13 protein-coding genes and 7 tRNA genes are annotated in these 15,017 nt (G+C 29.4%); all 20 read left to right on the top strand.

Going from position 1 to position 15,017, the window contains the following annotated elements; translation table 11 throughout:
* Positions 1 to 4: 4 nt before the first annotated feature.
* Positions 5 to 1,453 (top strand): bifunctional methyltransferase/pyrophosphohydrolase YabN, encoded by a 1,449-nt coding sequence (gene yabN, locus ARA56_RS06770; protein ID WP_055265047.1) that lies wholly within the window; start codon positions 5 to 7, stop codon positions 1,451 to 1,453.
* Positions 1,454 to 1,687: 234 nt separating this feature from the next.
* Entirely contained in the window at positions 1,688 to 1,963 is a 276-nt protein-coding gene (locus ARA56_RS06765) for an HU family DNA-binding protein (protein WP_032116936.1), read from the top strand.
* Between the two features lie 69 nt (positions 1,964 to 2,032).
* Complete coding sequence (locus tag ARA56_RS06760; RefSeq protein ID WP_055265045.1) at positions 2,033 to 2,293, top strand: RNA-binding S4 domain-containing protein; 261 nt, start codon at positions 2,033 to 2,035, stop codon at positions 2,291 to 2,293.
* Positions 2,294 to 2,345: 52 nt separating this feature from the next.
* Positions 2,346 to 2,639, top strand: a complete 294-nt coding sequence (gene yabP, locus ARA56_RS06755; protein ID WP_055265043.1) for a sporulation protein YabP — start codon at positions 2,346 to 2,348, stop codon at positions 2,637 to 2,639.
* A 6-nt stretch (positions 2,640 to 2,645) separates the two neighbouring features.
* Complete coding sequence (gene yabQ / locus ARA56_RS06750) at positions 2,646 to 3,038, top strand: spore cortex biosynthesis protein YabQ (protein ID WP_055265041.1); 393 nt, start codon at positions 2,646 to 2,648, stop codon at positions 3,036 to 3,038.
* A 95-nt stretch (positions 3,039 to 3,133) separates the two neighbouring features.
* Complete coding sequence (locus tag ARA56_RS06745; RefSeq protein ID WP_055265039.1) at positions 3,134 to 3,415, top strand: FtsB family cell division protein; 282 nt, start codon at positions 3,134 to 3,136, stop codon at positions 3,413 to 3,415.
* A gap of 80 nt (positions 3,416 to 3,495) precedes the next feature.
* Positions 3,496 to 3,897 (top strand): S1 domain-containing RNA-binding protein, encoded by a 402-nt coding sequence (locus tag ARA56_RS06740; protein WP_055265037.1) that lies wholly within the window; start codon positions 3,496 to 3,498, stop codon positions 3,895 to 3,897.
* A gap of 302 nt (positions 3,898 to 4,199) precedes the next feature.
* Positions 4,200 to 4,286: transfer RNA gene (locus tag ARA56_RS06735), tRNA-Leu, on the top strand.
* Between the two features lie 25 nt (positions 4,287 to 4,311).
* Positions 4,312 to 4,387: transfer RNA gene (locus tag ARA56_RS06730), tRNA-Met, on the top strand.
* 4 nt (positions 4,388 to 4,391) lie between these two features.
* Positions 4,392 to 4,468: transfer RNA gene (locus tag ARA56_RS06725), tRNA-Met, on the top strand.
* A 5-nt stretch (positions 4,469 to 4,473) separates the two neighbouring features.
* Positions 4,474 to 4,560, top strand: a tRNA-Leu gene (locus ARA56_RS06720).
* Positions 4,561 to 4,583: 23 nt separating this feature from the next.
* A tRNA-Met gene (locus ARA56_RS06715) sits at positions 4,584 to 4,659 on the top strand.
* Positions 4,660 to 4,664: 5 nt separating this feature from the next.
* Positions 4,665 to 4,741: transfer RNA gene (locus tag ARA56_RS06710), tRNA-Met, on the top strand.
* 5 nt (positions 4,742 to 4,746) lie between these two features.
* Positions 4,747 to 4,833, top strand: a tRNA-Leu gene (locus ARA56_RS06705).
* Positions 4,834 to 5,186: 353 nt separating this feature from the next.
* Entirely contained in the window at positions 5,187 to 7,562 is a 2,376-nt protein-coding gene (spoIIE, locus tag ARA56_RS06700) for a stage II sporulation protein E (RefSeq protein WP_055265035.1), read from the top strand.
* Between the two features lie 201 nt (positions 7,563 to 7,763).
* Positions 7,764 to 9,158, top strand: a complete 1,395-nt coding sequence (tilS, locus tag ARA56_RS06695) for a tRNA lysidine(34) synthetase TilS (RefSeq protein ID WP_055265033.1) — start codon at positions 7,764 to 7,766, stop codon at positions 9,156 to 9,158.
* A 3-nt stretch (positions 9,159 to 9,161) separates the two neighbouring features.
* On the top strand, positions 9,162 to 9,701 hold the full coding sequence (gene hpt / locus ARA56_RS06690; protein WP_055265031.1) for a hypoxanthine phosphoribosyltransferase: 540 nt from the start codon (positions 9,162 to 9,164) through the stop codon (positions 9,699 to 9,701).
* A gap of 43 nt (positions 9,702 to 9,744) precedes the next feature.
* On the top strand, positions 9,745 to 11,547 hold the full coding sequence (gene ftsH / locus ARA56_RS06685; protein ID WP_055265029.1) for an ATP-dependent zinc metalloprotease FtsH: 1,803 nt from the start codon (positions 9,745 to 9,747) through the stop codon (positions 11,545 to 11,547).
* Between the two features lie 306 nt (positions 11,548 to 11,853).
* Positions 11,854 to 13,284 (top strand): adenylosuccinate lyase, encoded by a 1,431-nt coding sequence (gene purB / locus ARA56_RS06680; protein WP_055265027.1) that lies wholly within the window; start codon positions 11,854 to 11,856, stop codon positions 13,282 to 13,284.
* A 194-nt stretch (positions 13,285 to 13,478) separates the two neighbouring features.
* Positions 13,479 to 14,765: an adenylosuccinate synthase gene (locus ARA56_RS06675; protein ID WP_055265025.1), complete on the top strand. Its 1,287-nt coding sequence runs from the start codon at positions 13,479 to 13,481 to the stop codon at positions 14,763 to 14,765.
* Positions 14,766 to 15,017 lie beyond the last annotated feature (252 nt).

The following is a 15,017-nucleotide window of genomic DNA, read 5'->3' as shown; positions in this document are numbered from 1 at the left end:
CTATATGATAAAAATAGTAGGGTTAGGGCCTGGTGCACCAGAAGCATTAACTATTGGAGCAGTAAAAACTTTAGAAGAAAGCAATAATTTATATTTTAGAACAGAGAAACATCCTACAGTAGATTATTTAAGAGATAGACTAAATGGATTTAAAACTTGCGACAATTATTATGAAGAAGGTAATAGTTTTGATGAGGTTTATCAAAATATAGCTAATGATATCATAGAGGAATATAGAAAAACAAAAGAATTAGTTTATGCAGTTCCTGGACATCCGCTAGTAGCTGAGAGATCTGTATTAAACATAATAGATTTATGTGAAAAAAATAATATTGAGTATTCGATATTGCCAGCAGTTAGCTTTGTTGATGCCATGATGGATAGACTAAAAATAGATCCTATAGAAGGGTTAAAGATAATAGATGCTTTTGATATAAAAAATCAAATATTAGATAAAAGAATAGGAACAATAATAACTCAAGTATATAATGGATTAATAGCTTCTGAAGTTAAATTAGAATTATTAGAACATTATAATGATGATACTGAGATAATATATGTAAGAGCGGCAGGAATAGAAGGTCAAGAATCTATAAGAAAGATTCCACTTTACGAATTAGATATGCAGGAAGATATAGATTATTTAACATCAGTATATATTCCTAAAGATTTAAATAATAAGAAGGACTTTTATGACTTTTTAGAAATTATAGAAACTTTAAGAGGAGAAAATGGGTGTCCTTGGGATAGAGAGCAAACGCATGAAAGTATAAAAAATAATCTCTTAGAAGAATGTTATGAAGTTATAGAAGCTATTGATAAAGATGATATAGATTCGTTAATAGAGGAATTAGGAGATATACTTTTACATGTTGTATTCCATGCTACAATAGGAAAAGAGGATGGATATTTCAATATTAATGATATAATAGAAAGTGCTTCTAAGAAAATGATATATAGACATCCTCATGTTTTTAAAGATGAGAATCTAGAAACATCAGAAGAAGTGGTAGCAAACTGGGAAGAACTAAAGAAAAAAGAAAAAGAGTATAATACTATATCAGAAGAAATAGAAGGTATAGCTAAAACTTTACCAGCTTTAATTAAAGCTCATAAAGTTCAAAAGAAAGTGTCTAAAGTTGGATTTGATTTTGAAGACGTAAATGAGGCGGCAACAAAGGTAGAAGAAGAATTAAAAGAAGTTTTAAATGTATATAAATCCAATAATAGGGAAAAGATAATAAATGAGGTTGGAGATTTATTATTTGCCTGTGTTAATGTTTCTAGAATGTTAAGTGTAGATGAAGAGGAAGCACTAAATACTAGCATTAAGAAATTTTCAAAAAGATTTTCTTACATTGAAAAGAATATTTTAGATTCTGGTAAAAACATAGATGATGTATCACTTGATGATATGAATAAACTATGGGAAGAAGCTAAGAAATTTGATTAGCAAAAGATAAGGTATTTTTACAAATATTTAAGCTTTTCATAATAAATATTATAGAGGAATAAGTTGTGTGCTAGATTACATGAAAATGATGTAATAAATATATTTTTATAGTAAAAAAACCATATTTCTATAGACTAGCAAAGAAAGTGGAGATATAATAGGTAAATGTAGTATAGTACATAATATCGTAGTTTACTACTAAACTACAACTGTTTATTTAAGGAGGATGTAATCGTGAATAAAGCAGAATTAATTACTAAAATGGCAGAAAAAAGCCAATTAACTAAGAAAGATGCTGAAACAGCTTTAAAGGCTTTCGTTGAGTCAGTTCAAGAAGCTTTAGAAAATGGTGAAAAAGTTCAATTAGTTGGATTTGGTACTTTTGAAACTAGAGAAAGAGCAGCTAGAGAAGGAAGAAATCCAAGAACTAAAGAAGTTATAAGCATCCCTGCATCTGTAGTTCCAGTATTCAAAGCAGGAAAAGAATTTAAAGAAAAAGTTAACAAGTAGTAGTAGTAGAAACCCGAGATTACTCGGGTTTTTATAATATAAATATATATTTAAAAGGAGAGGTAAGTTATGAGGCTAGATAAATACTTAAAAGTATCTAGAATAATAAAGAGAAGAACGGTAGCTAAAGAAGCTTGTGAAGGTGGAAGAGTTTCTATAAATGGTAAGGTTGCAAAGCCATCTACAGTTGTAAAAGAAGGCGATATAATAGAAATAGCTTTTGCAACTAGAAGCCTTAAGGCAAAGATAGTAAATATTGCTGAACATGTGAGAAAAGAAAATGCTAAAGCAATGTATGAGATATTAGAAGGCGAAGAGGATAAAGAATAAAATAGGATACTTACTCATATATTTTAAACAAGAAGTATATGGGGGAGTAGTTATGGAAAAAAAAGATATAAGCAAAATAGAAGAAAATAAAGGAAATCTGATCTTAGAAAATAGGAAGAAGCTTACACTTTCAGGAGTAGTAGAAGTAATAAGCTTCGATGAAGAAAAGATATTACTAAATACAAAATTAGGGGCGCTAACTATAAAAGGAACTGAATTAAAGATGAATAAATTAGATGTTCAAAATGGAGATGTAACAATAGTTGGAGATGTATGGTCAATGGTGTATAGTGGCAAAGAAATGAAAAAAGAAAAAGAAAGTATAATTGGAAGGCTATTTAAGTAGAGTATTATGCCATTACCAACAAGTGCACAGTTTAATATAATTTTATACTCAATATTAGCTGGTATATTGACAGGAGCTATGTTTGATTTGTATAGAATTATAAGAGGCAGTAAAGTTCCTAAAATAATAATTGCAATTGAAGATATATTATTTTGGATTTTAGCTGCCTTAGTGGTATTTTGTTTCTTGCTTTACACCAATTATGCATTTTTAGGAGCATACGTATATTTATTTATGCTTGCAACATTGTTTATTTATTTAAAGTTAGTTAGCCCAATTTGTTTAAAATTTGAGATTAAGATGTTAAATTTTTTAGGAAAGATGTCAAGAATAGTAGTTAAGAATGTATTATATCCATTTAAAATTATATTTTATAATATTATGGGGAAAAATAATTAGAAGAGAAGCTATAAGTTGTATAAAAATGACTTGAATAAAATATGTAGAGTGTTTAAAATATAAATATAGATTATTAAAAAGAGGGTTCTATATTTATGAGGAAAAAGATAACCTTAAGAAGCATAGTAATTATTATTCTGTTTGTAGTATTTGGATTTAATGTTGTTAAACAAACTATGGCTATAAAAAGAATAAATAATGATATAGCTAAAAAAAGTGAACAACTCAATGAAAAAAAAGAAGAAAACAGAAAATTACAAGCTGAGTTAGAAAGGGTACAATCGAATTACGATTACCTAGAAAAGTTAGCAAGAGAAAGACTTGGACTTATTAAGGAAGGTGAACAAATAATACTTCCTTCAGAGCCTCAAGAGTAAGATGATTAACATATTACTAAAAGGGTTATTATTAATAATGACATATATTTATTAAAAATTTAAGGAGGATTCTTTGTAGCATGACATTAGCGGCAGGAAAAATATTAGAAGGTACAGTGGTTAATATCACAAATTTTGGAGCGTTTGTAGAGATAGAAGGAAAGACTGGATTAGTCCATATCTCAGAGGTTGCAGACTCTTTTGTTAAGGATATAAGAGAACATCTTAATGAACAAGATAAAGTAAAAGTAAAAGTTATTTCAATCGATGATAATGGAAAAATCAGCTTATCTATTAAACAAGCTAATGTTAAGAAGAAATCAGTAAAACCAGCAGAATTCGAATGGGGTACAGAAAAGAAAAAAACTAATACAGCTAATTTCGAAGATATAATGTCTAGATTCTTAAAAGATAGTGAAGAAAGACAACAAGATTATAAGAAAAATCAAGAATTTAAAGGTAGAAGCAAAAAAAGCTTTTAATTAGAGTTATATATAATATATATAGATAATAAAGATTGTGTAAAGGCAGTCTTTATTTTTTTATTTTTAGTTATTTTTTTAATAAATATAGAGTTTGGAGACATAATAAGCCTAATAAATTAACAAAAAAACTACTTTTTTAAATATTAAAAGAATGGCTATATTACTAGGTTTGAGGGTAAAGTTTGATGCTGATTACATCGTAAAATTGATAAAAATTAAAAAAAAATAAAAAATGTGTTGACAGTATAATAATCATAATATATAATTAATTTTGTCGTCAGGCGGCGACAACAAAATGTGCTGAAGTGGCGGAACAGGCAGACGCACAGGACTTAAAATCCTGCGGTAGCGATACCGTACCGGTTCGATTCCGGTCTTCAGCACCAAATAAACTAAATTCAACTTTAATAACGCGGGGTGGAGCAGTTGGCAGCTCGTCGGGCTCATAACCCGAAGGTCGTAGGTTCAAGTCCTACCCCCGCAACCAACATGGCGGAATAGCTCAGCTGGCTAGAGCACTCGGTTCATACCCGAGGTGTCGTAGGTTCAAGTCCTATTTCCGCTACCAAATACGCTGAAGTGGCGGAACAGGCAGACGCACAGGACTTAAAATCCTGCGGTAGCGATACCGTACCGGTTCGATTCCGGTCTTCAGCACCAAGTTGAATTTAGTTTAACAATAACGCGGGGTGGAGCAGTTGGCAGCTCGTCGGGCTCATAACCCGAAGGTCGTAGGTTCAAGTCCTGCCCCCGCAACCAAACATGGCGGAATAGCTCAGCTGGCTAGAGCACTCGGTTCATACCCGAGGTGTCGTAGGTTCAAGTCCTATTTCCGCTACCAGATACGCTGAAGTGGCGGAACAGGCAGACGCACAGGACTTAAAATCCTGCGGTAGCGATACCGTACCGGTTCGATTCCGGTCTTCAGCACCAAGACTTAAAACTAAGTTTTAAGTCTTTTTTTTATTTCTAAATAATGTTTAAATGATCTCACGAAATGTGAGATTTTTTTATTTAAAAAATATTCTATGAATTTATACAAGAAATTATTACTATAATTAATTTCGAAAAATTTATCTTAAATTAGGTTTTGCGACAAAAAATAGATTTTTAAATTAGGTAGTAAAAAGATTTTATGTAATCTTAACTATAAAACTATATATATAAATAGAAAAAAATATTATCTTGTCTTATGAAAAAAGCTATGTAGGTACATTAACTGACATAATAGTAGATTAATGAAATGTTATAATCAATATACAAATTATGGAAAAAGGGTGAGTGTTATGCAATACGAGGTTAAGGTACCTACATATAAAAGAGTAAATAAAAGAAAAATAAATTTGGAAAGCAACTTAGCTACGATGATAGTAGCCTTTGTTATAGGGATTACATTAGGAAGAGTAAACCTTAATTTTGTTGAAGGTTTAACTTTAGCACCTTTTGGAATAGCTTACTTAATATCTACAATAATTAAGAGACAAGAAAGAGAATATTTAACTGCTTTTGTTTCAGTTAGTTTAGGATATTTAAGTACCTATAAGGTTATTGATAATGCATTTATATATTTTATAATAGCTGTATCTATTGTTACATATGGATATGTAATGAATAAGTTAGATAAAAAAATAAGCAAGAAGATATTGTTTTTAATAACAACTACAATTTATGTGGCTTTAGGAACTGTTATTGGAAATCAAGGAATAGGTATAAATTTAGGATTTTCAATTATAGAGGCTATATCAATAATACCATTTTTCTATATTATTAATTATGGTGTAAGTTGTTTATCTGAAATAAAGACAAACTATATATTTTCTGTAGAAGAACTTATAAGTATTGCTATAATACTATGTTTAATAGTTGCAGGAATAGGTGGATTTGAACTTCTAGGTATAAAAATAAGAGATCTTTTAGGATTAATTGCAGTAATTACAATTGCGTATTCTGGTGGGATCTCAGCAGGAACTATACTTGGAGTAACTATGGGAATTATAATAGGAATAACAACAAAAAACTTATTTTTGCCAATAGGCCTCTATAGTATATGTGGATTGATTGTCGGGATATTTAAAGATACTGGTAAAATATTCTCTGCATTAGCATATATAATAGCTTATTCTTTAGTTGTTATGTACTCTGATAGTATAGGACTAGCTAATATCTTTCAAGTGAGTATATCTGCGATTTGGTTACTTTTAATTCCTAATAATTTTATTAAAGATATATTAGCAGAAATAAATAATGAAGAAAAAAGTAAAAATATAAATGAAATACAGATTCAAGGAATAAAGAATGAATTCATGGATAGATTAGATGGGTTCAAAAATATATTAAACACAATATCGGATTCTTTAAATAATTTATCTGAAAATAATAATTTACTTATTAAAAATAAGAGTGTAGCATTGATAGAAAATCTGGCTGATAGAGTGTGTTCTAATTGTGAATTGAATAATAAATGTTGGGGAAGAGAGCTTCATACTACTTTTTCATGTTTTGGTGAATTAATAGGTAGTTGTGAAAGTGGAAAAATTATAATTCCAAAAGATTTAGATAGAAAGTGTGTTAAGTTAAATACTTTATTAAAAGGAACCGAAAATTTACTTAATAATTATACTGTAAATGAAAATGTGAAAAATAGGCTAGTAGAAGGTAGAAAATTAATTGCTAATCAAATGAATAATATGTCTATAGCAATGAGTGATATTATAAGAGATTTTGAAAAAGATGTTACTAATTGTATGGAAGTAGACAAGCTGTTAAGAAAAACATTCGTGAAAAATAATATAAAATATAATGATTTATATAGTTATACTGATAGATGTGGCCATTTAAAAATAAAGGTTAAAAGAGATAATTGTGAAGGATGTAGTTATTGTATAAAGAATGTATTACCGGTAATAAGTGATTTAATAAAGATACCATTATCGTTAACTGATGATGGATGTAGAATTAATCCTAATAATAATGAGTGTACATTTGTAATAGAAGAAACACCAAAATATAATATATTATCTTATGCAGCATTTACACCTAAGGATGGAGAAAAATACTCTGGTGATACTTTTAGCTTTGGAAAAAATAAAAATGGACTATATGTAACTATTCTTAGTGATGGTATGGGATCAGGACCTGAAGCTGGGGCAGAAAGCAACATAACAGTAAATCTAATAGAAAAATTTATGGAACAAGGCTTTGATGAGTCTACATCTATAAATACGATAAATTCTATAATGGGAATGAAGTTTAATGAAGATGAAAAGTTTACAACATTAGATATGAATTCTATTGATTTATATACAGGTGATGTTTCTTTTATTAAGGTCGGAGGTGTAGTTAGCTTTATAAAGAGAGGTAAAGAGGTAGAGGTGATAGAAAGTTCTGAGTTACCTTTTGGAATTTTAGATAGTATTGAAATTAAGAAAATAAAGAGAAAGATAAAACATGGAGATATCATAGTTACAATAACTGATGGAATTTTAGATGTTGATAAAAATAATGCTGGAAATTATAAATGGGTTAAAGAGTATTTAGAAAAGAGTACTAATAATCCAGAATATTTATCAAGAGATATTTTGGAAAAAGCAAAGGAATTAAGTAACGGAAAGATATTTGATGATATGACTGTAGTTGTTTCAAAAGCATACTCAATTTATTAGTAAGAATTAATAATGAATAATTATGGATGGAACTGCTTTGGCAGTTCCTGAATAAAACTTATAAAGTCAGCATTGCTGACTTTATTCATTGATTATTATTTTTTTATCTTAATTATTAATTGATAGAAATATTTACATTAAAATATTGTAAAGTTATTATATATATATAACATAAAAAAATATAATTATAGGAGAAAACAAGTGTTAGATAAAGTAAGAAAGTATATTATAGAAAATAGACTTATAGAAAATGGTGATAAGATTCTTGTAGCTTTATCAGGTGGACCGGATTCGGTATGTTTATTACATATATTAGCTAGGTTAAGAAGTGAATTTAATTTGAAATTAGGAGCAATACATATAAATCATTTATTAAGAGGTGAAGAAGCTCTTGAAGATGAGAATTATACAAAAGATTTATGCAGGGCTTTAGAAGTAGAAAATTATATAGAAAGAATAGATATAGCAACTATAGCAGCAAAAGAAGGTCAATCTATAGAACTAGCAGGGCGTGAAGAAAGATATAAAGCTTTTAATAAAATAAAAGAAAAGTTTTCTTATGATAAGATTGCAGTAGCACATAATTCAAATGATCAAGCAGAAACTATTTTAATGAGGCTTATGAGAGGAAGTGGATTAGACGGATTAACAGGGATTAAGGCAAAAAGAGAAGATGGAATAATAAGACCTATTCTTTGTTTAAATAGAAATGAAATTGAAAAGTATTGTGAAGATTATAAATTAAATCCAAGAATAGATAAAAGCAATTATGAGAAGATATATAATAGAAATAAAGTTAGATTAGATATTCTTCCTTATATGAAGGAGAATTTTAATGATGATATTATTGATACTTTAAATAGAATGGCTTTTTTATTACAAAAGGATAATGAATATTTAGAAGAAGTTGCAGAAATGGCCTATAACAAATATTGTGAAGAAAAAAATGATGCAATTATTGTAAGTAAAAAGCTTTTTGAAGAAGAAAAGGAAGCTATAATAACTCGGGTATTAAAGAGAGGTTTTAAAAAGATTTCAAATTCTCATAAGAACTTTGAAATGAAGCATATAGTAGATATTATAGAGTTATCAAAATTGGGAACTAATAAAGAGATACATTTAACAAATGGGATAATAGTTCAAAATGTTTATGGGGATATAATATTTAGACAGAGAAAAAGCAAAAATGAAAAGATTAAAGATAAAGAAATTTATATTAAAAAAGAAGAGTTAATAAACCAATTTGAGTTTGATAACTATAAAATTGATATGCAAATTATCAACAAAAAAAATAACATAGAATTTTCCAATAATGACTTAATAAAGTTTTTTGATTATGATAAGATAGAAGAAGGAATTATTGTAAGATACCGTAAAGATGGAGATAAAATGGTGCCTATAGGAATGAAGGGTACTAAAAAGCTAAAAGATATCTTTATAAATTTAAAGATTCCAAAGGAAAGTAGAGACATAATTCCTATAGTTTGTTTTGATGAAAAAATAGCTTGGGTTGTAGATGTCAAAGTTTCTGAACAATTTAAAGTAACTAGTAATACAAAACAAATATTAAAAATAACATTTAAGGAAAGGGTTTAAAAAATGGTGAATGACGTTCAAGAAATACTATTAAGTGAGGAAAAAATAGCTTTAAAAATAAAGGAATTAGGAAAAGCTATAAGCGAGGAATACGCAGGGAAAGATTTATTAGTTATAGGGGTATTAAAAGGTTCAGTAATATTTGTTTCAGACCTAGTTAGAAATATTTCTATTCCATGTGAAATGGATTTTATGTCTGTATCAAGCTATGGAGAATCATCAGAAAGTTCTGGAGTAGTAAGAATTCTTAAGGATTTAGATAATAGTATAGAAGGTAAAGATGTAATAATAGCAGAGGATATAATAGATAGTGGAATTACTTTAGAATATTTAGTTGATTTCCTTAAAGGAAGAAATGCAAAATCTATAGAGATAGTTACATTATTAAGTAAACCAGCTAGAAGAAAGGTTGATATAGATGTAAAATATATTGGATTTGAGGTTCCAGATGAATTCTTAGTTGGATATGGATTAGACTATGCTAATAGATATAGAAATTTACCTTTTGTAGGAATTTTAAAAAGATCAGTTTACGAAAAATAATATTTAAGCAAATAGATTTTAAGTGAAGAAAGGGGGGCCTTGGATGAAGAAGTATTCAAGTGCAACTGTATGGATAATAGCCATATTTTTATTAATTCTATCAGCTACATTTTTACTAAATGGAGGCAATACAGCTGACAAAATAGTATTTAGTGATTTTCAACAAAAATGGATAAACAATGAGATTGAAAGTGTTACGATTCAAACAGATAAAATGACCATTACAGGAGAAACAAGGGATGGTAAGAATTTTACTGTTTATGCACCAGATACTATGATAGAGGCACTTAATGCTCAATATCCTAAAGATGACGTTAAGATGGAATACATACCACCATCAAATAATAGTTTTTGGGTAAGTATTATTCCGACAATTATGATTATGGTGTTATTTGGGATATTTATATTTATTTTCACCCAACAATCTCAAGGTGGTGGCGGCGGAAAAGGAGTTATGAATTTTGGAAAGAGTAGAGCTAAAATGATGACTCCTGATAGTAAGCGTGTAACATTTAATGATGTTGCAGGAGCTGACGAAGAAAAAGCCGAGTTAGAAGAAATAGTAGATTTCTTAAAACAACCATCAAGATACACAGAGATGGGAGCAAGAATACCGAAAGGAGTTCTTTTAGTAGGGCCACCTGGAACAGGTAAAACTTTATTAGCTAAGGCAATAGCTGGTGAAGCTGGAGTGCCATTCTTCAGTATATCTGGGTCAGATTTCGTTGAAATGTTTGTTGGGGTAGGTGCTTCAAGAGTTAGAGACCTATTTGAACAAGCAAAGAAAAGTGCACCATCATTAGTGTTTATCGATGAAATAGATGCTGTTGGTCGTCAAAGAGGAGCTGGATTAGGTGGAGGTCATGATGAAAGAGAACAAACACTTAATCAATTACTTGTTGAGATGGATGGATTTGGAGCTAATGAAGGAATAATCATGATAGCAGCTACAAATAGACCAGACATACTTGACCCGGCACTTTTAAGACCAGGTAGATTTGATAGACAAATAGTTGTTGGAAGACCTGATAGACAGGGTAGAGAAGCAGTTTTAAAGGTTCATACTCAAAAGAAACCTTTAGATGAAAATGTTAGTTTAGAAGTTTTAGCTAAGAGAACACCAGGATTTAGTGGTGCAGATTTAGAAAACTTAGCAAATGAAGCAGCACTTTTAGCTGTTAGAAAAGATAAGAAAAAAATTGGTATGGATGAGTTTGAAGAAGCTATAACAAGAGTTATAGCAGGTCCAGAAAAGAAGAGTAGAACTATAAGTGAGCATGATAGAAAGCTTACTGCTTATCATGAGGCAGGGCATGCTGTTGTAATGAAATTATTAAAACATTCAGATCCTGTACATGAGATAAGTATCATTCCAAGAGGTATGGCTGGTGGATACACTATGCACTTACCTACTGAGGATAGAGCTTATACATCAAAGGAAAAATTAAAAGATGAGATGGTAGGACTACTTGGAGGAAGAGTAGCAGAAAAATTAGTTCTTGGAGATATAAGTACAGGTGCTAAAAATGATATAGATAGAGCTTCATCTATTGCTAGATCTATGGTTATGGAATATGGAATGAGTGATGAAATAGGAACTATTTCATATGGAAGTGACAATAATGAAGTTTTCTTAGGAAGAGACTTAGGTAGAGGTAGAAACTTCAGTGAAGAAGTAGGTGCTAAGATAGATTTAGAGGTAAAGAAATTTATATCACAAGCATACGATACAGCTGAAACATTATTAAAGAATAATATTTCAAAGCTACATGCAGTTGCTGCTGAATTGTTAGATAAAGAAAAAATTGATGGCAAAGAATTTGAAGCAATATTTGATGCGAATTAATTGATATAGTTTTAGATATAATAATAAAGGATACTGTTATTTAATTAAACAGTATCCTTTTTGCTTATTAAATCTACTAGAAATAATAAGTAAATTATTTAAAGATTAAATTTATTATATATTAGTAAACTTAATAAAATAATAGGTAAGAATATAAATATTAAAAAAGTATTTAAGAGTTATTTTACAAAATAAATACTAAATTACCAAATGACTTTAATAAAAAGAGTGAAAAAAATAATAAAGTATGCTACAATACGAATGAAAAGTTTAATATATAAATATATATTCGTATGGAGGTATGAGATGAGAAATGTTTATGATACACCACTTAACACAAGATATGCATCAAAAGAAATGAGTTATATATTTTCAGATGATATGAAATTTTCTACATGGAGAAAGCTTTGGGTAGCCTTAGCAGAGGGAGAAAAGGAACTTGGGTTAGATATAACTGAAGAGCAGTTAGAAGAATTAAGAGCGAATATAAATAATATAAATTATGATGAGGCAATAAAGAAAGAGAAGGAAGTAAGACATGACGTAATGAGCCATGTTTACGCTTACGGTCTTCAATGTCCTAATGCTAAAGGAATAATACATTTAGGAGCTACAAGCTGTTATGTAGGAGACAATACAGATATTATTATTTTAAGAGATGCTTTAGAGTTAATTAAAAATAAAATAGTTACAGTTTTAGATAGATTAAGTAAATTTGCTATGGAATATAAAGGAATGCCGACATTAGGCTTTACTCATTTCCAACCAGCGCAATTAACTACAGTAGGGAAAAGAGCAACTCTTTGGATGCAAGACCTAGTTATGGATATAGAAAATATTGAATTCCTTTTAAGTACTTTAAAATTAAGAGGAGTTAAGGGGACTACAGGTACTCAAGCTAGCTTTATGACTCTTTTTAACGGGGATGAAGAAAAGGTTAAAGCATTAGATAAAATTGTTGCAAAAAAGATGGGATTTGAAAAAAGTTATGGAGTTACAGGTCAAACATATCCAAGAAAGCTTGATTCAATAGTATTAAATACATTATCAGAGGTAGCACAAAGTGCTTATAAATTTAGTAATGATTTAAGATTACTTCAAAGCATGAAGGAAATGGAAGAACCTTTTGAAAAGAATCAAATAGGGTCATCTGCTATGGCATATAAGAGAAATCCTATGAGAAGTGAAAGAATAGGGGCACTTGCTAGATATGTTATAGTAGATTCATTAAATCCAGCAATAACAGCTGCAACTCAATGGTTTGAAAGAACATTAGACGACTCTGCAAATAAGAGAATAGCAGTTGCAGAAGCATTTTTAGCTTTAGATGGTGTATTAAATCTTTACATAAATATTTCAGAAAATATGGTTGTATATGATAAAGTAATAAGAGCTCATGTTGATAATGAACTTCCATTTATGGCTACTGAAAACATAATGATGGAAGCTGTAAAAAGAGGTGGAGACAGACAAGAACTTCACGAAAGAATTAGAATTCATTCAATGGAAGCAGCTAAGAGAGTTAAAGGCGAAGGACTTGATAATGACTTAATTAAGAGAATAATTGCTGATGATTCGTTTAAATTAACTGAAGAAGAAATTCTAAATATAATAGATCCGAAATTATTCACAGGAAGAGCTGAAAGTCAAGTTGTTGAATTTATTGATGAGTATGTAAATCCTATAATAGATAGATATAAAAATGCAGTTGATATAAAGAGTGAAATAACAGTATAATAAATGCTCCCTTAGGGGAGCTTTAATATTGATAGTAATTATGCATATGTTTACGAATTATATAAAAATAAAGCCCAAAAATATTCGTAATAAATATTGAAACTTTTAAACTACTTTGATACTATGGTACAGGGACATAAAATGTCTCTAAATACTTTATATAGAAAATTATGTCTTAAAAGGAGGCAGTTGAAATGTCGACATTTATTGTTTTAGGAGCTCAATGGGGAGATGAAGGTAAAGGGAAGATGACAGATTACTTAGCTGAAGAAGCAGAAGTAGTTGTTAGATTCCAAGGAGGAAATAATGCAGGTCATACTGTAGAAGTTGGTGAAAAACAATATAAACTTCACTTAATACCTTCAGGAATATTACACGATGAAAAGTTAAATGTAATAGGAAATGGTGTAGTTGTAGACCCAATAGCTCTTTTTTCTGAAATAGATTATTTAGAAAGAGAAGGCGTTAAAGTAACTCCAGAAAAATTAATAGTAAGTGATAGAGCACATGTTATAATGCCATACCATAAGACTCTTGATAAATTAAAAGAAAAAGCAAGAGGTAAAAATGACATAGGAACTACAGGAAAAGGGATAGGACCATGTTATACAGATAAATTTGAGAGATGTGGAATAAGAATATGTGACCTTATAGATAAGGAAGTATTTAAAGAAAAATTAGAGAATAACATAAAGCTTAAAAATGATTATATAACTAACATACTTGGAGGAGAACCTCTAAACTTTGATGAAATATACAATGAATATGTAGAGTATGCTGAAAGATTAAAACCTTTCGTTCAAGATACTTCAGTGAGAATATATGATGATATAAAGAAAGATAAAACTGTTCTATTTGAAGGAGCGCAAGGTATGCTTCTTGATATAGATTATGGAACTTATCCATTTGTAACATCATCAAATACAACTGCTGGAGGAGTTGCAAGTGGTGTTGGTATAGGACCAAATATGATTACAAATGCTGTTGGTATAGCTAAAGCATATACTACTAGAGTTGGTAAGGGACCATTCCCAACAGAATTAGAAAATGAAACTGGAGAATGGATAAGAGAAAAAGGTCATGAATATGGAGTAACTACAGGTAGATCTAGAAGATGTGGATGGTTAGACATTGTTATCTTAAAAACATCTGTAAGAGTAAGTGGATTAACTTCATTAGCTGTTACAAAGATTGATACTTTAGCTGGATTAGATAAAGTTATGATGTGTGTAGGATATAAGTTTAATGATAAAGTAATAGATTATTTCCCTGCTAGCTTAGAAGACTTAGCTAAATGTGAACCTATATATGAAGAATTTGAAGGTTGGGATGAATCAGTAGCGGATGCAAGAAGCTATGAAGAGTTACATCCAAACGCAAGAAAGTATTTAGAGAGAATTGAAGAATTAACTGATACAAGAATATCAATAGTTTCTGTTGGTCCAAGAAGAGATCAAACTATGAGAGTAAAACCATTATAATTTATAAAAATAAAGCTGTTGCGAATTATGCACAGCTTTATTTTTTTTATTCTTTATAAATTATACTTCAATTTAATTATGAACATATTTACCGAAGGTTAAATAATGAAAGGGTAGTAGTTTAGCAGGAGAAATTTATTCAGCTTAAAAACTTCTATATAATGTTTAATTTAAATGATAATTGTAATAAACACGAATATTAAACGGAAAATAAAATTAATTATGTGGAATATAATACGAATATTAATGTTA

The sequence above is a fragment of the Clostridium disporicum genome (assembly GCF_001405015.1).
Taxonomy (GTDB): domain Bacteria; phylum Bacillota; class Clostridia; order Clostridiales; family Clostridiaceae; genus Clostridium; species Clostridium disporicum_B.
The sequence above is the reverse complement of the archived record's forward strand: the minus strand, read 5'-3'. Positions and strand labels throughout refer to the sequence as shown.